The sequence below is a fragment of the Methanofervidicoccus sp. A16 genome (assembly GCF_003351865.1).
In the GTDB taxonomy this organism is placed as follows: Archaea; AGJL01; Methanococci; order Methanococcales; family Methanococcaceae; genus Methanofervidicoccus.
The window spans coordinates 108035-131169 of the sequence record NZ_CP022242.1 but is presented as its reverse complement, the minus strand read 5'-3'; the positions used below and the strand labels follow the sequence as shown (position 1 = coordinate 131169).

18 protein-coding genes are annotated in these 23135 nt (G+C 35.2%); 11 read left to right on the top strand and 7 right to left on the bottom strand.

Annotated features, from left to right (window positions below):
* Positions 1 to 2703 carry a DUF1156 domain-containing protein gene (locus CFE53_RS00570; protein ID WP_148119961.1) on the bottom strand — a complete coding sequence of 901 codons (2703 nt, stop codon included), beginning with the start codon at positions 2701 to 2703 and terminating at the stop codon, positions 1 to 3.
* A gap of 40 nt (positions 2704 to 2743) precedes the next feature.
* The gene (locus CFE53_RS00565; RefSeq protein WP_148119960.1) at positions 2744 to 6046 is read right to left on the bottom strand and encodes a helicase-related protein; all 3303 of its coding nucleotides are present in this window, start codon (positions 6044 to 6046) and stop codon (positions 2744 to 2746) included.
* Between the two features lie 853 nt (positions 6047 to 6899).
* Between CFE53_RS00565 and CFE53_RS00560 the strand changes: the two genes are divergently transcribed.
* The gene (locus tag CFE53_RS00560; protein WP_148119959.1) at positions 6900 to 7271 is read left to right on the top strand and encodes a nascent polypeptide-associated complex protein; all 372 of its coding nucleotides are present in this window, start codon (positions 6900 to 6902) and stop codon (positions 7269 to 7271) included.
* Positions 7272 to 7274: 3 nt separating this feature from the next.
* Here CFE53_RS00560 and CFE53_RS00555 read toward each other — a convergent pair whose 3' ends face one another.
* Positions 7275 to 7796, bottom strand: coding sequence for a hypothetical protein (locus CFE53_RS00555; RefSeq protein ID WP_148119958.1), 522 nt, complete (start codon positions 7794 to 7796; stop codon positions 7275 to 7277).
* Positions 7797 to 8095: 299 nt separating this feature from the next.
* Between CFE53_RS00555 and guaB the strand changes: the two genes are divergently transcribed.
* The 4 genes from guaB to CFE53_RS00535 all read left to right on the top strand — a co-directional run bounded on the left by guaB (position 8096) and on the right by CFE53_RS00535 (position 12541).
* Positions 8096 to 9589, top strand: a complete 1494-nt coding sequence (guaB, locus tag CFE53_RS00550) for an IMP dehydrogenase (RefSeq protein WP_148119957.1) — start codon at positions 8096 to 8098, stop codon at positions 9587 to 9589.
* Positions 9590 to 9676: 87 nt separating this feature from the next.
* Entirely contained in the window at positions 9677 to 9922 is a 246-nt protein-coding gene (locus tag CFE53_RS00545; RefSeq protein WP_148119956.1) for a PRC-barrel domain-containing protein, read from the top strand.
* Positions 9923 to 10036: 114 nt separating this feature from the next.
* Complete coding sequence (locus tag CFE53_RS00540) at positions 10037 to 11491, top strand: N-6 DNA methylase (RefSeq protein ID WP_148119955.1); 1455 nt, start codon at positions 10037 to 10039, stop codon at positions 11489 to 11491.
* Positions 11492 to 11740: 249 nt separating this feature from the next.
* Complete coding sequence (locus CFE53_RS00535; protein ID WP_148119954.1) at positions 11741 to 12541, top strand: aspartate dehydrogenase; 801 nt, start codon at positions 11741 to 11743, stop codon at positions 12539 to 12541.
* A 1150-nt stretch (positions 12542 to 13691) separates the two neighbouring features.
* Here the strand turns inward: CFE53_RS00535 and CFE53_RS00530 are convergent.
* Complete coding sequence (locus tag CFE53_RS00530; protein WP_256386815.1) at positions 13692 to 14456, bottom strand: RimK family alpha-L-glutamate ligase; 765 nt, start codon at positions 14454 to 14456, stop codon at positions 13692 to 13694.
* Between the two features lie 982 nt (positions 14457 to 15438).
* Here CFE53_RS00530 and CFE53_RS00525 point away from each other — a divergent pair.
* The 3 genes from CFE53_RS00525 (at position 15439) to CFE53_RS00515 (ending at position 18706) form a co-directional block, all read left to right on the top strand.
* Entirely contained in the window at positions 15439 to 16224 is a 786-nt protein-coding gene (locus tag CFE53_RS00525) for a 50S ribosomal protein L11 methyltransferase (RefSeq protein ID WP_148119952.1), read from the top strand.
* A 197-nt stretch (positions 16225 to 16421) separates the two neighbouring features.
* On the top strand, positions 16422 to 17630 hold the full coding sequence (locus tag CFE53_RS00520; RefSeq protein ID WP_148119951.1) for a bis-aminopropyl spermidine synthase family protein: 1209 nt from the start codon (positions 16422 to 16424) through the stop codon (positions 17628 to 17630).
* A gap of 107 nt (positions 17631 to 17737) precedes the next feature.
* Positions 17738 to 18706, top strand: coding sequence for a calcium/sodium antiporter (locus CFE53_RS00515; RefSeq protein ID WP_253254753.1), 969 nt, complete (start codon positions 17738 to 17740; stop codon positions 18704 to 18706).
* Positions 18707 to 18715: 9 nt separating this feature from the next.
* Here CFE53_RS00515 and CFE53_RS00510 read toward each other — a convergent pair whose 3' ends face one another.
* The gene (locus CFE53_RS00510) at positions 18716 to 19498 is read right to left on the bottom strand and encodes a winged helix-turn-helix transcriptional regulator (protein ID WP_148119950.1); all 783 of its coding nucleotides are present in this window, start codon (positions 19496 to 19498) and stop codon (positions 18716 to 18718) included.
* A 202-nt stretch (positions 19499 to 19700) separates the two neighbouring features.
* Between CFE53_RS00510 and surE the strand changes: the two genes are divergently transcribed.
* The 3 genes from surE to flaK all read left to right on the top strand — a co-directional run bounded on the left by surE (position 19701) and on the right by flaK (position 21932).
* Positions 19701 to 20498, top strand: coding sequence for a 5'/3'-nucleotidase SurE (gene surE / locus CFE53_RS00505; RefSeq protein ID WP_148119949.1), 798 nt, complete (start codon positions 19701 to 19703; stop codon positions 20496 to 20498).
* 64 nt (positions 20499 to 20562) lie between these two features.
* On the top strand, positions 20563 to 21195 hold the full coding sequence (locus CFE53_RS00500) for a TIGR00288 family NYN domain-containing protein (RefSeq protein ID WP_148119948.1): 633 nt from the start codon (positions 20563 to 20565) through the stop codon (positions 21193 to 21195).
* Positions 21196 to 21209: 14 nt separating this feature from the next.
* Positions 21210 to 21932, top strand: a complete 723-nt coding sequence (gene flaK, locus CFE53_RS00495) for a preflagellin peptidase FlaK (protein ID WP_148119947.1) — start codon at positions 21210 to 21212, stop codon at positions 21930 to 21932.
* On the opposite strand, the gene CFE53_RS00490 is transcribed toward flaK, so the two are convergent.
* A complete protein-coding gene (locus CFE53_RS00490) occupies positions 21900 to 22466 on the bottom strand; it encodes a DUF2096 family protein (protein WP_148119946.1) in 567 nt (188 codons plus the stop codon). The genes flaK and CFE53_RS00490 overlap by 33 nt on opposite strands.
* A gap of 9 nt (positions 22467 to 22475) precedes the next feature.
* Complete coding sequence (locus CFE53_RS00485; protein WP_148119945.1) at positions 22476 to 22772, bottom strand: DUF749 family protein; 297 nt, start codon at positions 22770 to 22772, stop codon at positions 22476 to 22478.
* Positions 22773 to 23135 lie beyond the last annotated feature (363 nt).

Below are 23135 nucleotides of genomic sequence, written 5' to 3'. Positions count from 1 at the left end.
TTAGTAATCAGTTAGTTTCTTCTGCTCTTTAATATCTTCTACCTCTCTTATTAACCTATCTATTCCACTTAGGAATCCGTCCAGTAGTCTTTTCTCTGTACTGTCTATTGGGAGGGTCTCGGAGATAGCCTGTGCCACCTGGTAGAATACCCCATTACTTAGGTATCTACTGTTTTCTAAGAGTTCTAGGAGTTCGTCTTTTCTGTTATGTCTCCAGAGGAGTAGAGCCTTGTGTATCTCGTCTATAAGGTCCCTTACTTTTATTTCGTTTAGTTTTCTATCTTGAGGTCCTAAAACTCTAATGTACTCTTTCTCCCTCTTTATGAATCCTCTGTTCCACTCTCTTTCTAGGGAGAGTCCTACAGATTGGGCTAGTTTTCTGGCGTCATCGTAGTGTACCCTGGACTCTCTATAACTCCATCTCCAGAGTATGTAGAACCTTGTAAGGGGCGACAACTCCTGGGATATACCGTTGTGGAGTATTCTTCTTACTGCATAGTCTGTAACCATATCTCGGAGAATCTCTAGCATCTGGGATATGTCTATCTTATTACCTTCATAGTCTCTGATCTCCTTATATTTTCCGAATACCTCTATTCCAGAGCCTATTGCGGAGATGAAGTAATCTGCCCCCCTGACACCTTCATTCCATAGTCGATCTAGTTTTTTAGGGATATGTTCCCTTAACTCTTTCTTTATTTCCTGTAGCCAGCCGATGTTTTTTCTTTCGATCTTTCTGCATACGATGTAGATGGAGGATCTTAAAGCTGCTGAGTCCTTTGCTATAAGTCTTGCTCTCATCTCTGTATCTATGGGCCAGCACATGGTAACGAGGAGATCCGAGTCTAAGAGTGATTTGATAACAGTCTCCCAGCCCTCTGTGGATTTGTGGGTATATACTATTACTGCTATTCCGTTGGGTTTTAGTACTCTTGATATTTCTTTAAATGCTTTTTTGAGCATCTCCTCGAAGAATTTCTTTGCCTCTTTCTCTCCCTTATGCCTTACAGGATTTACAACTATTTCTTTGGTTTTTGGTGTTAATGGTGTTATAAATAGATCTGGATAGAGATCTCCTACACTCCTCTTTAGCCAAACGTAGAAGAAATCTGATAGTTCAGCATAGTTGATATTATTGTAGTAAGGTGGATCTGTAATTACTGCATCGAAGTAGTTATCTGGATAGGGTATCTCTGTTGCTGATGTTTGGGATATCTTTGGGATAATGGGTTTTTTTTGGCGTTTTACTGGGGGGATTTGGGTTAGGTGGGATAGGACTTTAATAATCCAATCTATTGATGAATTCCAATCTCCAGTAGATTCACTCCATGGGTTTAGTTCAAAATAATCCCATACCATAGGTAATGCCTGCCTTCCAAAGGTATGGGCTATAAACTCCCCTGCAACAGCCCAAACAGTTAAAGAAGAGTTATAGTCGGCTAACCTACTCACTCCCAACGCCAAATAACTCGCCACCGCCTTAGCATACTCTTTCTCATAACCCTCCTCAATCATCTTCTCATAAGCCAGTCTAACCTTCTCTGTAAATGTTATCAGTGCCAACTTCTGCCTAGAATTGAAGAGATCCCCCCATCTCTTAAACCCATACCCTCTCCCTGCAACTGTATTAGGATCCTCCTGATTCATCTCCTCATCAGGCACAGGATCCATCCACCACTTCTCCATCAACCTCTCCCTCTTCTCCTCTAAGTACCTCTTAGCCTCCCTGAACACCTCAATATCCCTCTCCGTCCCTATCCTGTACCTCTTCCCACTCCTCCCAGGTTTATGCAAAACCACTGCAACTAACCTCTCCCTAGCCTTCCCCTCCTGGAACAACCTCCTAGTAGTATTTCCATCTATGGTATAACCACACACTGGACAGGTCACTATAGCCCTTGAAACTGTCCCCTTGGAGGGATCGAAACCTTCGGGCCACTCCTCGTACCCATCTCCAACAATCCTGAACTTAACCTCCCCATCCTCTACATAGGGATACAGTGCCACCTTCTTATTACTCTTCTTCGCCAGCCAGAACTGTCTCATCAGTGGTATCTCCGCCTCACAGAGGGGATTCTGACAGGGTAATATCCTAGCCCAAATATACCCTACAGGGATATAGCCGTCCTCATCTGGAGGGTAGAACTTACCTATCTCCTTCTTAGATTCCTCTAAAACCCAATTACCCCATTTTTCTACATCCCTAACCAGAGGACTTACACTTCTATCTACAAACTCCTCCTTATCCACCTTACTCCCGTACTTCTGGGGATACTCAAGAGTACACTTCAATATCAATGTTGCAACTGGGTTGTAGTCTAAGGTATGAACCTCACAGCCTAGCCTTAAAGCCTCTAAAGGTATAGCACCTCCACCTCCAAAGGGATCCAATACCTTTGGAGGCACCCCGTCATTTGCAGAGAGAATATCCCTCCTCCCCTTGTCAATATAAGTCATGTTGAGCGAATTCTCCCATTTAGCCAGGTCTATAATAAACTGCCTCCTCTTTTCCTCCTCCAAGAGATCCTCTGGAGCAGGAATTAAAGAGGCGTAATTTACAGCTCTGGAGACTGCCAGAGGTCTCCTAGCCCACCATATATGAAGTGTAGATATATGGCCGTGCCTGATGTTCTTCTCCTTTGCAGAGATCTCCCCTACCTCCCTTATGGGAAATGTTTTCTCGATATATCTTTTATCTTCCATAGTATCACTTTAAAATTAAATAATATTTTAATTATTTTTATTATTTTAATATCAAATTTTTCTTCCATACTTTCTCTTTCTTTTTCTTCCATTCCTCTGCAGGTACTATCATCTTAGTACTGATTTCAACCTTTTTCACAGGTTCTATCTTCTTGGCAGGATCCCTTATTATATACAATGTTGGATCTGTCGGGGCATTACTTACAACATAGAGATAGTACCTATCTCCCAACTCCTTAGCCTTAAGCCATTCATTATAAGTTAGAGCAACATCTCCCTCTCCTACTCTTCCTTTGACCTCTATATATCGAACTTCCCCATCTTTACCTACTGAACGTATATCGTAACCTAAATTATCCCGTGAAACATCTTCAGGTTTTCGCCCCTCGAACCTCTCAAATTCTATAGCAATCTTCATCCCTATCTCCTCGATCTCTCTATTCTCTGACATATCTTCTTCTAACACCTCCTCATCATCATCCTCTATATCTTCGTAAGGCACCACTCTGATAACAGTTAAAACCTCTAGTTTAGATATCGAAAGGTTCAACTCTTTCTCTGTCTCCTCATTAAGTTTCTTCCAGGACTCTATATATTTCTCCCATTTATCATTCCCATCTAAACCTGTATATTCATTTTGAAAATGTTCCCAGCCCTTCTCTTTTATCTCTACAACCTTTTTCCTCTCCTCAAGAATATCCTCCCTGAATCTAACCATCACATCTATAGCACTAGATAGTAACCTCTCTTCGTAATAACTTCTAAATTTTAGACTACTACTAGCCCCTACTGGAAGAAGACGCTGAAATACATCAAAATCCACTTCCTCAAACCCTCCACCTTCCTTAGGTATATATATTCCAAAGACCTTCCTACCTACAACCTTTCCCTTACCATTCTCTATCTCCCCTATATAGAACCCAATATATCCATTCAATCTCCCAGAGGGATCTCTAAATACTCCTCCTTCCCCCGCTCCCTTCTTAAATTCTCTCAATGTCCATTCAAGTACAGCCTCAAAGAGAGGGTGTCCAAAGGTTATAAACTCTACATTTTTATCTACTGCAATACCCCTCCTAAATGTTATCTTTGGATAATCCTCTTTCAACTTACCAAACTTCTTCTTAAACTCCTCACTCTCCCCGATCTTCCTTATCTTCTCAGGTATTTTTCCAAATATACTATTATTTATGACTATAATACCCCCATCCTCAGTGAGCCTACCTCCTGCTTTCTCAAAGGCTCTTTTAAAAAACCTCTCTATATCTTCCACATCCAATCTCTTCCTAGCCTTCTCCATCATCTCTTTAATCTCATGAATATCTGTAGGTTTGTTAACTATGTCACCACTTACCACCCTCTTTACCCCCTCACTGCACTTTAACCTCTCAATCTCCTCCTCTACACTCCTTCCCTCAAGTACAGCCTTAAGGATAAGTTCAGGTAGATCTATCTTCTCATGTGCCAGTATCTCTCCTATAACATCAAATACTCTATCTCGCCCAAGTATATCCCTGATCTCCTTAAGTTTCTCCAATAGTCTTATAAGCACCTTCCCCTCCTGAGTATTTCCTGCAACAAAGTTGAATATATACACATCTCTACGTTGTCCATACCTATGTATCCTCCCCATCCTCTGTTCAAGCCTGTTGGGGTTCCAGGGAATGTCGTAGTTTATCATTACATTACAGAACTGTAAGTTAATACCCTCTCCAGCAGCCTCAGTGGCAACCATTATCTCACTCTTCTCCTGAAACTCCCTCATCCTTTCAATTCTCTCCATCATTTTCATTCCACCGTGAATACAAGTAACCTTATAACCCCATCCCTTCAACTTCTCTACAAGATAATCCAAGGTATCCTTTGACTCTGTGAATATGAGAATCTTGGAATTAGTATTCTTTCCATCTAGGCCCCTAAATATTCTACCAATAGTCTTTTTAAGTTCCTTAAGTTTTACCTCCTCCTCTTCTTCTAAGATCTCCTCACATAGTTCAATAAGTTTTTCTAGTGTCTTTATCTCTTCTTTTAACTCCTCTATATTTTCCGCCACAGTTAGAACTTCCCATTTTTCTTCCCTTCTCCACCTCTCTTCATCATCGATATCATCCTCAAAATCCACATCTACATCCCATGCATGCCTATAAGTTGATCCCTCCTTTAACAACTCCTCCAACCTCTTCCTTCTCCTCCTAAGGGATTGTAATAAAGCATAGGTACTTGATGCCATTCTCCTCTGGAGGATCGTAAGGGCAAAGGCTATGTTCCCCCTCCTAGGATATTCTACTCCTATCTTGTTGTATATCTTTAGCACGTACTGAGTAACCTTGTAATAAAGTTCCAACTCCTTATCTGAAAGATTGAACTTTACAGTTATAGGATATCTCTTTGTAAATAGAGGCCTCCCATCACAGTCTCTTAAATCTTCCTTCAACCTCCTTATAAATAGGGCACTATCTCTATTTTTCAGGAAATTCTCCAAACTCTCATAATCTGGAAAGAATCCAGGCATTAATAGATCCATAAGTAACTTAAAGTTTTCAGGATCTCCTTTATGAGGTGTTGCAGTTAAAAATAAGAGATGATCAGAGGTCTTGGATAAAACCTTCCCAAGTTTATAACGGTCCGTCTCCTTCCGCCTTTTACCGTATATATATGCAGCCATCTTATGGGCCTCATCCACCACAACGAGATCCCAGGACACCTCCTCCAAACTCTTAAGAATATCCTCCTGCTTTGCAAAGTCTATAGAGGTTATCACCTGGTTGTACCTCTCCCATGGGTTGTCTCCATCCTCCTCCCTAAAATCCCCTCTATCAATAACCTTAAAGGATTCGTAAAACTTTTCCCACAACTCCCTCCTCCACTGCTCCTTTAAATGTCCCGGTGCAACCACCAATATTCTCTCTACCATCCCTCTCATTTTTAACTCCTTTATAACAAGACCAGCCATTATAGTTTTTCCCGCACCTGCATCATCTGCCAGAAGTGTTCTTATACGAGGCTCTCTAAGAATATACTTATAAACAGCCTCTATCTGATGGGGCAGAGGATCTATGTTAGAGACACATACCGCAAGCAGTGGGTTAAAGAGGTATCCATATCTTATCTTGATAGCCTCCATAAATAGACGAATATTCTCAGGATCCTCTATAAATGTGGAAGTACTCATCCTTTCAATTTTTTCCAAATCATCTGCTGTTAAAAATAATTCTTTCCATATTCTTGAATGGATCTTATATCCTACTATATAAACACCTCTTCCTTTTCCACTTATTTTCACCACCTTAAAAGGTTCATCCCAGAAAAGCCCTTTTACTATATCGCCCTCTTTAATAGGCATACATATTCACCAAAATTGAATTATAGCAATACTTTTGTTTCTGTTAAAGTAAATAACTTAGAGTTATGATAATAAAAAATATAATGGAGAGGATATCCTAATCTCTTAATCAAAATATAAAAATATACTAATGCAATATGATAAATAAAAATATTAAAAAAATTGTTTTTAAAATAAAAAACTCAATCCTACATCGAGAATATAAATTTTAAAATGATTATCAGAATTATTTTTTAGTTTATTTTTATATTATGGTTATAAACAAAAGAATGATACTAAAATAACGACTATTAAAATATTTTAAATAAAAAAATTAATGAAAACAAAAAATAACAATTCTAAATACTTAAAAAGGATGAAATCCCCTTATTATTAAAAACTCTATAATTATGAAAGATATTGGAGGATATTTGGCAGAAATCATTCTTTTCTTTTCAGTATCTCAAGTAGGCTATAGAAATTAATAACAGAAATTTTAATTTTGTCCCATAAGGATTTCGTTATCCATTATAATGATATATTTTTAATCTAGTTCTCACCAAAAAATTTCATAAAAAATAAAATAAGAATTAAAAAATTAAAAGAAGTTGTTAAAAATAAAATTAGGATTAATATGTATCTATTTTTAATTTTGGTTTTTATCACAGCTCTATGGTATAAAAAATAGAATCCAAGAGTTAGAAAAGACCATTCACTTTTTATCAGGTGTTCATGAACATTTATAAGAGATACTTATCTATTTTTATAGTTAACTGTATAATAGTTATTTTTTACTATCCTAAATTAATTTATATTATACTTAATCATATTTATCAACTAACACAATAATGTACTAAAAAATAAGGTGAAAACTATGTTTCCTGGAAGAATGAGTCCAAGAATGTTGAAACAGATGGAGAAGATGATGAAAGAGATGGGAATGGAGACAGAAGAACTAAGGGCTTTGAAGGTAACTATAGAGTTGGAGGATAAGATCTTAGTCTTTGAAAAACCTAAGGTTCAAGTAATGGATATGTTTGGAAACAAGACATACACCATCTCTGGAAAGGCTAAAAAGATAAAAAAAGAGGAAAATATAGAGAATGAAGAAGTAAAATTAGAGATAACTGAAGAAGATATTCAACTGGTTATGAGCCAGTGCAACGTCTCAAGGGATGAAGCCCTCAGGGCACTTAAGGAGTGTAATGGAGATATAGCAGAGGCCATATTAAAATTAAACGAATAAATTTTATTTGTATCCTGTAGGATTAACACCTTTTTCATTCTTTTCAATTGTTTTGTAATATATCTTACAGGCGTACTCCTCTTTTTTAACTTTTACAGCTTTATATTTAAATCCTGCTTCCTTTCCCATAACTTCGAATAAAACTGGAAATGGACACCCTGTAGAGATTAGTTCTGCCCCACCAATATCCACTGGACAGTATTTACAGTGAGCACCTTTTCTACAAAGATGAACAATCAATAGATCCTTCTCAGAGGTAGTACTTACCCCTTCACATATATTCATAGCCCTATTTACATCCTTGATAAGATCCCCAAAATCTGAGTAATTTTCTTTAATTAATCCTCTTTCCTTTAGAATAGTGTATAAATTAGGTCCTATAGATTCTATTATAGAGTCTACAAATAGTTGTGAATCTTCAATAAGTTCTGCTAAGGCACTTAATAATAAACTACAGAAGTACTGTTGAACAGGTATGTCATTGTCTACAAGGTATTTTATCTTATTATTAGTTATCGGTTTCATATTTTCACGATAAGTAGTTATTTCGATAAATTTATATTATAAGATATTTTAATATTTGTAAATTGAACTACACCACTCTTCTCATATCATCTATATATATTTTTTTATTTTGTGATAATAATAATCACCACTTATTACATTGAAGTATATATAGTATATAAATCATTAAGATTGACTTTTTTAATCCTATAATATGAATAATTTTTAACCCCTAAAATGATACTATTATTATCCCCATCCAAAAACAAAGTATATATATCAATTACCATAATATAACCAAAAAGGACATAGGTGAGATCTTGTTCTTAGAGAAGATATACGAGGCGAAAACAGCCTATACTTTTGACGATGTTTTGCTTATACCTAATGCTTCATACGTAGAACCTGGAGATACAGATACATCTACAGATCTTGCAGGTTTAAAGTTGAACATACCTATAGTTTCTGCTGCAATGGACACTGTGACTGAGAAGGAGATGGCTATTGCCTTGGCGAGAAGAGGAGGTCTCGGTGTAATCCACAGAAACATGTCTATAAAGGATCAGGTAAGCCAGGTAATATCAGTTAAAAAGGCTGAAGACATTATTATTAGGGATGTTATTACCATACCCCAAAATAGCAACGTAGGAGATGCTAAGAGAATAATGGAGTTGTACTCTATTGGAGGGCTACCTGTAGTAGATGAAAACAACAGATTGGTAGGAATAATTACTGCAAGGGATATTAAATACATACAGGAGGACAACATCCCAGTTAAGGAGGTAATGACTAAAGACGTCGTCTACAGTCATGAGAATATTACACATGATGAAGCAATGAGCATCATGTATGAGAACAGGATAGAGCGACTACCTATAGTAGATGAAAATAGGAGAATAATAGGAATGATAACCCTAAGGGATATCCTAAAGAGGAAACAGTATCCACAGGCTGCCAGGGATAAGGATGGGAGACTGTTGGTATCTGCAGCCTGTGGACCTCACGATCTAGAGAGGGCAGAGGCCCTTATAGATGCCGAGGTAGACGCCATAACCATAGACTGTGCCCATGCCCATAATATGAGGGTGGTAGAGGCAGTAAGTAAAATTAAAAAACTGATAGAGAAAAAGGATAAAGGCACAGTGCTGATCGTTGGAAATATTGCAACTAAGGAGGCTGCAAAGGATCTAATAGATGCTGGAGCAGATGTTCTCAAGGTAGGTATAGGACCTGGAAGTATATGTACTACAAGGATAGTGGCAGGTGTAGGGGTTCCACAGTTAACTGCAATTGCAGAGGTTGCAGATGTTGCAAAGGACTACCAGGTGCCAGTAATTGCAGATGGAGGTATAAAGTACAGTGGAGATATAGCCAAGGCAATCGCCGCTGGGGCAGATGCTGTAATGTTAGGGAGTTTACTCGCTGGAGCAGAGGAGGCACCTGGACAGTTGATAACTATAAACGGTAGAAAGTACAAACAGTACAGGGGTATGGGATCCTTAGGTGCTATGGTAGGAGGGGTAGGTGCAGGGGCAGATCGATACTTCCAGAGTAAGAGTCATATGAAACATGTAAAGATGGTGCCAGAGGGTGTTGAGGGAGCAGTACCTTACAAGGGACCTGTAAGTGAAATTATATTCCAACTTGTAGGGGGTTTGAAGTCATCCATGGGGTACTGTGGGGCAAGGAACATAAAGGAGTTGAAGGAAAAGGGAAGATTTGTTATAATAACACAGAGTGGCCAGAGGGAGAGTCATCCTCACGATATACTTATAACCAACGAGGCTCCAAACTATCCAATTAACAGGTTCTAAACCTGGATGATGAGAGTTACCCCCACTGATCAAAGAGATGAAGATACCAGCACTGTCTGACAGGTATTAAAAATTAGGGGGATTCCTATGGCAATTAAAGTTAGTGAAATCCTCAATAAAAAGATCTACACTACAAAAGGTTATTACGTTGGAGAGGTTTACGACGCCATGATAGATACTGAGAAGGCTGTAGTAAGTGGTATAGTTGTAAGTGATGTTTATAGGGGGTGTTTGAAGGATAAAATAGACGATCCCACTAAAAAGGTAGTTATACCCTATAGAGTTGTAGAGTCTATAGGAAATATAGTTCTAGTGAAATTACCAAGTAAATAACTTTTTTATTTTTATAATAATTATTATAATTTTTTTAATAAAATTATTATTTTTTTTTAGAAGTGGATAATTATATGGAATACCGACTATTTTAGAGTATTAGGTGGTTTAAATATGGATACAATAGATACCAATATAAAAATTCATAAGACTTTAAATAATAAAAGAAGGATTTATGGAGAGCATCTGACCCCTATTGAGATATTTAAGGAGTTTATTCTACCTGAAATAAAAGATAAATTACATAGATACATCTGGGTTGATCTCTTTGCAGGAAAAGGTAATCTCATACTCCCGATATTGGAGTATATCCCAGAGGAGGAGAGGGTAGATTTTTTTAAAAACCATATTTTTCTCTTTGATATTCAAAAAGAATTAGTAGAACAGGCTATTCAAAACGCTATTAAATACGGAATTCCAGAAGAGGTTGCTAAGGAGAATATCCAACAAAGAGATACCATTAAAGGTTATCCTAGATTTTTACTTAACTTAGAATTACCTGTTTATCACATAACAAATCCACCATATCTATATATAGGCTATATAGTTAAGCACAGGGAAACTCAGAAATACTTGGAATACTTTAAAGGGGAGAATGAAAAGTATCAGGATTTATACCAACTTGCATTGATAAACGACTTGCGCCATGGCATTGAAAAAATGATCTATATTATTCCATCAAATTTTTTATTTGGTTTTTCTGTATCAAACAGGATAAGAACAGATTTTTTAAAGTATTATACCATTAGAAAAGCCATTATCTTTGAAAAAGAGATATTTGAACATACAGGTACAAATGTTATTATCTGCTTTTTTGAAAGAAAGGAGGTACCAAAATATGAGGTTTTTTCATTTGAAGGTATTAAAATCGGTAAAGATATCCAAAAACGAAAATATACACTAGATCCCAAAAATCACTACAGGGCTGGAAACGATTTTGAGGAATTTATAAGTACGTATAGGGCAGATAAACCTTTGAAGGTAAAATACTATCTAACTGTTGAGGAGGTGGAGAAAAATAAAGGTGATCTTGAAATCGAAGTTATAGACGCCAACGCCTATAACGGTAAGGAGTATAAGAGGATAAAGATATACGTAAATGAAAAACTGTATAGGAAAATTAAATCAAATATTTTATTTGTAAGAACCCTAGATACTGGAAGTCCAGATGGAAGGGCAGGACTTTATAAAATTAGAGAGGTTTTTGGAGTAGACGGTATTTTAGTGACTAAAGCTAAATACAGGACTCATCCCATTCATCTATTTATAGAACCGGAGATTTCAACAGAGGAACAGGTTATATTGATGGATTACTTTAATCTGATCTTGGAGTACTTTAGAGAGAAAACAGATAGTGAATTTATGACCACTTACAAATACTCCAGCAGTGAATACACTAGGAAGTACCTTGGATTGCTACAGGTTAAAGGACTGATTCAGACATTCCCCTGGCTAAACTTAAGAGATGAGGAGCGGGAACACCTCAAGGATCTAATCAGAAAGAAAAACGTAGATGAATTGATATCCTTTATCAAGAAGAAAAATGGAAGAGAAAGGTTAGAACTATGAACAGTTAGTTACTGTGTGATAGATGTGTATATTTCAATAATTTTATTTGGGCAGATGATAATATAGATAATAAGATATACCGTCAAAAAAGGACTATTGAGATGTACTTAGATAAAAATGAAAATAATTTCTCTGTAAATACTAAAGGATTTATAACCCTTCTGAAGGATATGGAAGAACAATAAAAATAATAATCATAATAATAAAAATTAAAAAAAAATATTATAAAAAATGATTTTTGGGGTATAGATGCTGAGAATAGGACTGGTTGGTTGTGGAGCCATCGCTACTATAATAGTTAATGCGGTACTAATGGGTATTATAAACCCTAAGGTTGTAGCCCTCTACGACAGACACCTTCACAAGGCGGAGAAACTTGGAAGGTTGGTAGGAGCCCAGGTGTGCCACTCTATAGAGGAGTTAGTACGTAAGGACTTAGATATAGTTATAGAGTGTGCTTCGATCCGAGCGGTAGAGGATGTTGCAACAAAGGCTATAGAAAATGGAAAGGATGTAATAGTGATGAGTGTCGGTGCCTTTAAAGATCCTAACCTCTATAAAAGACTGTACAACCTTGCAAAGAGGCACAACAGGAGGATATACATACCTTCAGGAGCCGTTGCAGGAATAGATGGAATTAAGGCAGCCTCCTTAGGAGAGATATACGAGGTAACGTTGACAACAGTAAAACCTGTAGAGGGATTAAGGGATTCCTTAGAGAAACAGGGGATCGACGTAGATACTATTTCAGAACCAACTACAGTCTTTGAAGGTAGTTTCTTAGAGGCTATAGAGAGATTCCCTCAGAATATAAACGTCTCTCTGGTACTTTACCTGGCATCTAACTACCCTACAAAGGTTAAGATAGTGGCAGATCCAGGGATCTCCGTAAATAGACATGAAGTGATAGTTAGAGGTTCCACAGGCACCATAAGAACAGTTGTTGAAAACATACCATGTAAAGAGAACCCTAAAACCTCAGCATTGGCAGCCTATTCAGTTATAAGACTTATTAAGGATCTCTCAGAGCCTATAGTTATTGGGACGTAGTTTAATGGAGTTAATGGTTTTCTGGATATTTTTAAGAGAGTATAGAGATTTCAATAAATATAGTTAATAATGATAATACCCTAGTTTCCATCAAGACTGTGATTAGAAGAATAATAAAAATATCATAAAAATAAGAATAATAAAAATCTTAAGAGTAATAACAATATAATAATTCTGAAGGGATAGAGATAAAAAGTAAATAACCTTATTCCCATTCTAAGCAATAATTTAAATAATAAAAATAATATAAAAGACTAGGAAAAATATTGAAATATAATACTTATAATAATAAAAATTAATAATAGCGATCTGTTAGGAAGGATCTACTCCAATTCCATTTGGTATCTTAGAGCGTCCTAGAAAGATTATCTCTTATTTTGATTTTAATACCTTCTTTTTATTATTTTTATTATTATAATTATTATTCTTATTAGAATTTTTTTGATGGGAGTAAGGTTCAATATAAAAATATTAAATATCCTTAGGGTCTTTCTGAACACTTAGATAAGATAGGAGATCTTATTTCTGAATCCCTGTATTAGAAGGTATTCAGAGGGTTATTCTCCTCCAATCTTCTTTTTTAAAATTTTATATCTGGGATAATAGAAGTTTTTATTTTAAACATTTTCTTTATTATTTTTATAATAATTTTTACCCTAGTTCCCACCACTGATAATACAAAAATAATAATAAAATAAGAAATAAGAATAAAAACTAAAAAATTAAAAAGTAATCCTACCTGTTTCTTTCAGTGTCCAAAAGGTTATTATATTTTGTTTTTTACATTATTGGAATTTTATTCCTTTTTATTTATCCTCTTAGAAACTTTTATTATTTTTTTATTATGATAATCATTTTTATTATTTATTCTTCTAATCACAATCCTGATGGGAATTGGGGTAATAATTTTTATTTTTATTATTCTCTAAATTATCATTTTGATGGGAAGTAGGATTGATAATAATATTGAAAATTAATTAAGTTAAAAAATTAAAAATTTTTAAATTGTTAAATACTTGCAAATAAGAGCCAAATATAGACAATTACCTTCTGGTTTATACTTAGCACGAAGGAGAGATATAGGAATTTCTGTTTAAACTTTACTTTCTAGGTTTTTACTTCTTTTTTTATTTTATTTTTTTAATTTTCATTATTTATAGAATCTCTCTATAAACTTGAGTATCTCTAAGGGAATATCGGAATACTTCATAATATTTCTAAACTGAGGGGTTATATTCATCTCCAGTATATAGGGATTGTTCTCTCTATCTATCAACACATCTACTCCCACTATATGGGCGCCTACTCTTTTAACACACTTTAAAACGAGATCTTCAACATCACTCTCTAAATAAAATCTCCTAGTCTCCGCTCCAAGGGAGCAGTTTGCCCTCCAGTCATTTTTAGGGATTCTCTCCATGGCACATACTATCCTGTTGCCAATAACGAAAGCCCTTATATCATGCTTATAGGGGATATACTCCTGAATAATAAGGTTGTTAGAGTTCTTCCTATAGTGTCTACTTAAAAGATCCTTTAGATCCTCCTTCTTCTCCACCTTTAAAACTCCATCACCGTATCCTCCATAAGATGGTTTTACCACTACAGGGAATTCCAAACCTACATCCTCCATGAGATAGCCCACATCCTGGAAGTTATCTGGGGATATCAAGATAGATACTGGCATGTATTCCCTTAGAACTCTGTAGGTAAAGTACTTGTTCTGGCATACCTCAATAGATCTCCTAGGATTTATCACTTCTATATCTTTATTCTCCTCGATATATTTCAACGCTTTTAAGCCCTCCCTTAAATAATCTCTCTCAACCCTTGACAGTATTAGATCAACGTCTAAATTTAACTTCTTAGGGTTTATGAAGGTAGTAGGATATTTCCTTGATAGACAGTTGTAAATAAGTGTATTCTCAAGGGATTTTCTACAGCACAGTATACCTATTTTGATGATATCACCTAATTGTTATTAAGAGTGTTTATGTCGATAAAAAGAGTAAATTTACTCTTATTTTTTAGATATTTTGCACACTATGGTCCTTATTGTAAAATTATTTGGATAGAGATTCTTACTAACAGAGAGATATTCTCTAAATTTCTATAAGTGTTTTTATAGCATTCCAATTTTTATATTGTAATATTACCTTAGTTCCCACCAAGTAGTGATTAAAAGAACAATGAAAATGATAATTGTTAAATAAAAACATGATTAAAATAATCAGTATAAAATCATATAAAAACTATTTAAACATTCTAGGGTCTTTCTAATCACTAGGTAAGATAGGAGATCTTACTCTGAATTCCTGTATTAGAAAGGTATTCAGAGGATCATTCCCCTCCAATCTTCTTTGTTAAAATTTCTGTATTTGAGATAAATAGAAGTTTTCTGTTTTTTATTTTTATAATTATTCTTATTATTCTTTAAACTATTCTTTTGATGGGAAGTAGGGTTGTAATATTAATATCCATATCTCAATTTTATCAACAAAATAATAATATTAAAAAATTAAAATTATAACAAATAAAATTTATTTAAAAACGGTAACAAAAAAATGATAAAAAAATTAATGGATATGGGATTTCTATTATTATTAACATTAATAATCATAAAGTTCAATATAAATTAGGAAAGACCCACTTCAATTCTTTAATAATCTTGACTATTCAAGAAGGGCATTTTTATCTGTTTTACGAGTATTTTCTCCATTTAAAGGTTTAAGTTGTCTAATTATTCTGTTTTTATTTTTTTATAATAAAAAAGATTTTATTTAAAATTATTTTAAAATATGTTGATGTACCTATATAAAATGAATAAATAAAAACAAAAAAAGAAGTAAAAAACCCATCTAATATATTTTAACAACTACTAAAAAGAGGTATATCCAATGATACTTAAATTAAACGTCCCTCAGTGGCACTACAGTATGCTACAGGATAGAGAGAGGCTAGGAGTGTTCAAGTGGGCTATAGAGAGGAGTGTTAAACCTGATGATATCCTCTACGATGTAGGTACAGGAAGTGGAATACTGGCTATGATGGCTGCCAGAATTGTAAAAAAGGTTTATGCCATAGAGTTAGACCCTATAACCTACCAGTATGCCTTGGAGAATATACAGATCAACGGGTTTAATAATATAGAACTTATAGAGGGCGATGCAAGAGAGTACGTTCCTAAGGATGAGGTGGATGTAGTTGTTATGGAGATGTTAGACACTGCACTTATTACAGAACCTCAGGTCCCAGTGATAAATGCCATACTTAAGAAAGGGATCTTGAAGGAAGGGGGGAGGATCATACCTCAGAGAGTCTACAATACAGCCCAGGTAGTATTGGCTAGGATGGACCATATCTACTACGACGAGGAGGTGACCTCACAGCCTCTATCTAACGAAGTACTCTATAGTACAGTTGATTTTAACAGGGTGAACAGGGAAGAGGTGTCCTATCATTTAGAGTTTAGGATATCCTGTAATGAAGTTAAGGAGGATAGAATAGGCATAAGGTTAAACACCTATACTCAACTGACAGAGGATACTGTTGCTGGCAGTACTCCTATGTTAAACCCTCCTCTCATTATACCAATTAAGAACCCAAGGATAGAGGGCAATATTTTAAAGGTTAAACTATCCTATAGAATGGGGGGAGATCTAGAGAGTATCAAAGTTGTATAATCGATAAGTAAGAACTGCAGTATTGTTAAATACTTAAAAAGAGAATATTTTCTTTAGTTGGAGGGGTTAATAGGAAATTTTTAGGGGAAATTTTTATTATTTTTTTCATAATTATAATAATTTTTATTTAATAAAAATATCTAAGATGCTGAAGTTTAAATTAATTATTTTTTTAACCAGAAAGTAGAGGTTTCACCATGAAGATAATCGGTCAGATGGGAGGTAAATTAAATAAAAGTACTCTGGATCTCTCCAACAGGGAGAGGTTTAAAACTTTCCTAAAAAGGTTGGCAGAGAAGGTAAAGGTGGCAGAAGGTGTTGATGCTATCGAAAGTATACTAAGGTGTATCTATAGGAATCAGCCAGTATCTACAAAGGGAATAAGTCAGTACACTAAACTACCTTTACCTGTTGTAAGTAAGGTAAGGAGTATCCTAGAGAGGAGCAGAATCTTGAAAAGGGATGAAAGAGGTGCAGTGTATACAGAGTACGGTAGGAATTTAGTAGAGGATAATCTAAAATTTAGAATGAAGAGAGATTTAAAATGTCCCACCTGTAGGGGGAGAGGAATAGTTCTAGATGATGTTTTCAAGGAGATACTTAGGAAACATAAGGAGTATGCAAAACTTAGGCCCACTGTGAATACAAGGATAGATCAGTCTCACGCCACTCCTGAAACAGCAGTGTATAGGGCGGCTATAATGGCTGACAGGGGAGATTTAGAGGGAAAGAGGGTGTTATTTATTGGAGATGATGATTTAACATCCATTCCAAGTGCAATGACAGGATTTCCAGAAGAAGTTGTAGTTATGGATATAGATGAGAGACTGTTAAACCTGATAGATAAGATATCTAAGAGAGAGGGGTTGAATATTGAAACAGTTAAACAGGATTTTAGGGAGGAGTTAGATAAAAAGTACTGGGGACGATTTGATACTGTATTTACAGATCCTCCCTATACATTGGATGGTTTAAAGTTGTTCCTATCAAGGGGTGTTGAAGGATTGGGGGATAAGGGAGTACTTTACTTAGCCTTTTCTCATAAACCAATAGAGGAGTACTTAGAGGTTCAGAGGATTGTAAATAGTATGAATTTTGCAATATATGAACTTATTCCTGGATTCAACATCTACGAAGGTTCTGAGATAATTGGAAATACCACATTTTTAGCAAGGTTGGTGGGAAAGAATTTAAAAAAGTTTAAAAATGAGGAGATAAACTTAAGTAAGTTATATACTGGAGAGGTAAGACCTACTCTGAGATACTACAGATGTTTAAAATGTGGTAAGGTTTACAAGGTAGATGGTAAGAATGTGGTTATAGAGGATTTAGTTTGTGAATGTGGTGGTAAGAAGTTTAAGATGGTTAAAAGAAAGAAGGTAAAGAACGGATCAGGTGATTTATAAAAGATAAAAAAGAAGTATAAATCCACTTATTTTAATTAATTTAATAATTATAATTAATTTTTATAATAAGATTTTTTAATTTCTCACTTAATTCTATCGGTGAAAATGTGGAGATTTCACTAAGTATACTAATGCTCCTTATAGGGTTGGGATTGTTAAACTATGGGAGTGATTGGTTTATTCTGGGAAATACAAGGATAGCCAAGTACTTTAAACTTTCAAACTTTGTTATAGGAGCAACGGTAGTTGCGTTTGGTACTTCTTTTCCTGAGATAGTTACTACTCTATATGCTGTATATAAGGGCCTACCGATGATAGCAGTGGGGAATGCCCTTGGAAGTTGTATAGTAAATATTGGATTTGTACTAGGGTTGTGTGCTATAATATCTCCTCTTATTGTAAAACAGAGTTCTATACTAAAAAACTCTCAAATATATCTCCTTTACTCCATACTACTCTTTTTACTGGGATACGATGGTTTCGACTTTGGAGATGGCGTAGTACTGTTTATCCTATTTCTAGGTTATATGGCATACACCCTAAAAAAGAGAACTGTTATAACAGAAGGGAGTAAGGACGATAAAAAGGACATTCCTATGGTTTTAGCCCTAATATTTACCATCGTTGGGCTGACCAGTATATTTGTAGGAAGTAAGTTATTCATAGATGGTGCCCGTAATATTGCCCTCCTTTTAGGTATACCTAACAAGGTTATAGGATTTACACTGGTGGCCTTTGGAACCTCCCTACCTGAAATTGCAGTATCACTATCTGCCACAAGGAAGAGACTTGGGGAGATAGTTATTGGAAACGTTATAGGTAGCAATATGATAAATATTGGCTGTGTTTTAGCCCTCTCCAGTATGGCTATCCCTATACCTCCAACAAGGTTTGAACTATTCGTTAACTTACTCCTTGTAGTGCTTATGGTCCTCTTTATGAATAAGGGTGTGGTGTTGAGATTCCTCGGTAAATATGACAGTAAATACTTTAAAATTAGTAGGATAGAAGGGACAATATTATTTGTAGTGTATCTGGTGTATGTATTAATTATCACTCAGGTTCTTAGAATATAGATGAATATATCAGTTGCTTTTTGCAGTGTCCAATAGTGTATACTTTATTTTACTGTTATCTAAAACCTTTACAACCTTCTCTGTCATCCTCCCTGTTACTAAACATATTACATCGCAACCTCTCTCACAGGCCTTGACGATACCCTCTAAAACTGCAAATCTTATATCAGGTTTTATGTTCAACTTCTGGGTCACTACATATGAGACAGTTCCCATACTTGCCACTACAGCCTCCCTATTTTTATCTATAACCTCTTTAATGAGATCGTAATTTACATTTTTAGAACCACCGCTGATCCGAGGAGGTATCTTCAAAATTATTACTTTACCCTTCTTTATCTCTATTATACCCTCTATGTTCGTTATGGCTATATCTTCTCCCTTTTTACCTCCCTCTATAACTTCTGCGGTAGATGTAGTTTTAAGAGTTTTTGAGGCGTAAAGTAAACCTCTCCTCATAAATAGATATACTCTGTCTCCATCCTCTATATCCTCATAGGCGATAGCAGGCCATATATCCTTGTATCTATATATCTCCCTGTTAACCTCCTCAAGATAGTTTCTAAATTGAGATATCCAGGTTTTTAGAACCCTTATGCCCTTATCAGTAAGGATGTACTCTCCTCTCCCTCTAGATTTTATATAACCTTTCTTAAGTAAATTCCTTATATGTTCAGAAACTCCCTGGACAGTTATTCCTAAGGCATCTGCAATCTCCTTCTGTTTTATATGGGGCTGTTTTCTTACAATCTCTGAAAGTATCTGAAACTCAGTAATATTCCTTTTTTTCATAAAATCACCATCTATAAAAAGAGTAAAAAACAACAAAAATTTTTATAATATTAATAAGTATACTATTAAAATATAAAAAATTTTAACTGTTATTTTAAGTAATCTTATATTCACTTTTTTAACGAGTCTAATGGAGAGATAGGTTTATCTGATTAAGAAATGCGAGATTTAAGGTATAAATAAAGATAATCACGGTGATCCTATGGACATATTACTAGTTAACGACGATGGTATTTACTCCAACGGTTTACTGGCTTTGAAGTCTGTACTCTCTGAGGAGTTAGGTGCCAAGGTTACTATAGTGGCACCTACAAACCAGCAGAGTGGTGTAGGTAGGGCTATAAGTCTCTTTATACCTTTGAGAATTACCAAAACAAAACTGGCTGATGGAGATTACGGATACGCAGTATCAGGTACTCCTACAGACTGTGTTATCCTAGGTATCTACAAGATACTGAAGAAGGTACCAGATATTGTTATCTCAGGTATAAACGTAGGAGAGAACTTAGGTACAGAGATAACAACTTCAGGAACCTTAGGGGCTGCATTTGAAGGGGCTCATCATGGAGCAAAGGCACTGGCATGTTCCCTTGAGATTACGAAAGATCATTTAAAGTTTAAAGAGGGGGAGATGCCAATAGATTTTATAACTCCCTCTAAGATAGTAGTTAAAGTTGTTAAGAAGTACTTTGACAAGGACTTTCCCTGTGATGTGATCAACCTGAATATTCCAGAGGGGGCTACTGAGGAAACGCCTATTGAGATTACAAGGTTGGGAAGGAGGATGTACACCACCCATATAGAGGAGAGAGAGGACCCTAGAGGTAGAGAGTACTACTGGATAGGGGGAGATCCTGTAGAGGACGATGAAGAAGGTACAGACGTCCATGTTTTAAGGAAGAAAAAACACATATCGTTAACACCTCTTACTTTAGACACTACTATAAAGAACCTAGAGGATTTTAAAAGAAGGTATGAAAAAATATTAAATTCCCCATAATTATAATTTAATTTTATCAATATAAATATAAAAATATATAAATAAAAACATAATATGTGATACTATGTGGGGAAAGTTAAAGAAGATCTGTATCAAAAAAAGTAGTGAAGATGAAGGTAAGGATAGAATAGCACTACTGATAGACGGACCTAATATGTTGAGGAAGGAGTTCAACGTTGATTTAGATAAGATACGGGAGGTTCTAAGTAAGTTTGGTAAAATTATAATAGGTAGAGTATATCTAAACCAGTATGCATCTGATAAGTTGATAGAGGCTATTGCAAATCAAGGTTTTGAACCAAGGGTTACTGCTGGAGATGTAGATGTAGAGATGGCTGTTGAGGGCACAGAGTTAATATTCAACAAGAACGTAGATACTATAGCCTATATGACTAGAGATGCAGATTTCCTCCCTGCTATGAGGAAGGCTAAGGAGCATGGTAAGAAGATCATAGTAATCGGTGCAGAACCTGGTTTCAGTTTAGCGATTCAGAATATTGCAGATCATGTGATCAAGATAGAAGATGATTTTACATTTGACAGGGAGAAGTTGGCGAGAAAAAAAGAGAAAAAGTCGGATAGTGAAAATAATAATTTAGAGGAGAAAAAAGAAGAGGATAGGGAGGAAGTAAAAAAAGATGAAGTTGGTAATAAGGACTCTAAAGAGGGTATAATAGAAAAAATATTTAAAAAATAATAAAGATGAGATCTATGGCAGATATAATGTTCTACAACTATCTCATTGGTTTGATCTGTCTTATAATAGGGGCTGTTCAAGATCTTAGAAGTAGGGAGGTTGAGGATTACCTCTGGATATTTATGTCTATCGTTGGAGTACTGTCTCATCTTTATTTAACTGTGGTTACTGGTGATATAGGTTATATATTACGTTCCCTCTCTGGATTTATTCTCTGTTTTATTCTGGGATATATAATGTTTCTATTTGGAGTAGGAGGAGCAGATGGTAAGTTGTTGGCAGGAATGGGTGCCCTAATACCAAAGTATACTGCACCAACGTACACTCCCTTTGGAATTATTTTAAATATAGGATACCTCCCTTCTTTTCCTATACTGGTCTTTATCAATGGAATGTTTTTTATGATCTTTTTACCTCTAATAGTACTTATAAAAAATCTGATAAGAGGGCATAGACCTAAAAGTATGCGACACTTACTTATACTCTCCTTTGGAGAGAAGGTTAAAGTTAAGGATGTTAGAGATAAAAACAGACTGATAATGGGAAAGGAGGATAGTATAAAACTCTTTCCATCTTCTGAGGATGACGACTTTTCAAAGTACCACGATAACGAGGAGATATACGTAACTCCTATGATACCTTTAATAGTACCTGTCACCATTTCTTATATAATAACTCCCTACATTGGAGACTATATTATATATCTAATACTTTCCTGCTGTGGAGTTCTCCCTTAAAAACCTCCAGACAGTGGCAAAATTTTTCAGTGCATTTTTTACCCTATTTTCCTCTCCCTCGATTACTATACAGTCCTCCAATTCTCTGCTGTATTCGAATATTACGCCGTACCACTCACTAAAGTTGCTTAAAATCTCCGGTTGAAGTTCTCCATCCAATCTTACCCTTATAGAGTGAACATTTCTCCTTTTCTTTACCTCTGCATTAAATAGATTTCTATCGAGAGGAAACTCCACATCTAACTTGTCCATCATAGCCAGGGTAAGTTTTTCCATATACTCCTTTGCTAGATCCTCCTCACAGAGTGTGAAGAGTATAGATTGTACCTTTGAGAGTTCGTTATTTGCCTTCAGAAGTGTGTTGAAAGTGGTATGTTCATCTAACAGGTAGTAAGATATTATATTCTTTGCAGTTCTCAGTCTAGAGAAAACCTCCTCAGGAACTTTTTTACCTTGGTTAACAAGAAGGAAGGCAAGTTCATTTAATACTACCCACTGTTTATCTACACCATGGGCACTCCTTTTATCATCCATAGTATCACTCTATTTTATCTTTCTCTGAATATACCTCTCTAAAATCTTCTCTGAGTCGTAGTTTAGTAGTACGCCCATTTTATCTAACTCTGATTTTATAACATCCAAACTATTCTTATCGTCTATGAAAAAAACCTGATAACTTGTAGTACCTACTATGTTGAATACTGCTACAGTATCTTCATTTTTTAACGATCTCTTTTCTATATTGGCCCTAACTCTTATACTATGGGCTAACTCTGTCTTCAGTCCCTCTTCAACAGAGAGGATAGTTATAAGTCTCGCTGTATGGGTATGGTTATCCATATCCTTACACCTGGTAGTTGTAATTATTTAGACTTATAGTAAAACTATTTGTGTTCTCACATATAAAGTCATTAAGGGTTTAAAAAATGTAATAGGGATATATTGCGGATAATAAAGTCTTAGTTTCCATTATGTAGTAATTAGAAAAATAATAAAAAAGAGTTGTAATTTAGAAAATATCTGAAGAATCATCCTCTCCCGTTCCAATGGCCAGGAGCGAAGAACACCCATTTCTTTATTAATAGTTTAAAATGATAATTTAGAGAAGAAAAAAATTTTTTTATATTTTAAATTCCTTAATTTTTACAATAAATTTTTATAATTTTTTATTTTATAAAGTTATATTTTATTGTTTTTTTTAAT